1 pseudogene is annotated in these 511 nt (G+C 74.8%); it reads right to left on the minus strand.

From position 1 onward, the window contains the following. Nucleotides 1-318 precede the first annotated feature (318 nt). A pseudogene (locus FV222_RS28820) lies at nucleotides 319-511 on the minus strand (hypothetical protein); the annotation flags it as partial.

Below are 511 nucleotides of genomic sequence, written 5' to 3' on the forward strand. Positions count from 1 at the left end.
CCCCGCGGGCAGGAGCGCCCGCGGACGTAGCCGCCCGCCTGCCCGCCGGTGCGGCAGCCGCCGTAGGGGCCGTGGTGGCCGAACGGGCCGCAGCCACCGTAGACCTAGACGATGTTCGCCTCCGGCGCATCGAGGCCGACGAGGGGAAGCGCCGAGGCCGGCCCCGACAGGGTCGCGGCGAAGGCGCTGGCGAGGATGGCGGCGCCCAGGGATCTGCTCAACATCGATCGTCTCAACATCGGATCGTCCTTTCGGGTGAGGGGAGGCGCGCTGGGAGGCCGCACCGGGATTCCGGACTGGCAGGCCCGGAAACGATGCTCAGGCGAGGAGGTCGCGCGTCGGCGCGACGCCTCCGCTGCCCGGGAAGACGGTGTCGGAAAGCGCCCGGTCCGGCAGGCCGAGATGGTCGCGCAGGACGCCCTTCAGCACGGCGCGCAGGTCGAGGGTCGGGCGGAGGTCCCGCCCGTCGAGGAGGGAGGCGGGCGCAAGCCCCGGCCAGTCGGCGACGACC

This window comes from Methylobacterium sp. WL103 (genome assembly GCF_008039885.1).
GTDB classification, from domain to species: domain Bacteria; phylum Pseudomonadota; class Alphaproteobacteria; order Rhizobiales; family Beijerinckiaceae; genus Methylobacterium; species Methylobacterium cerastii.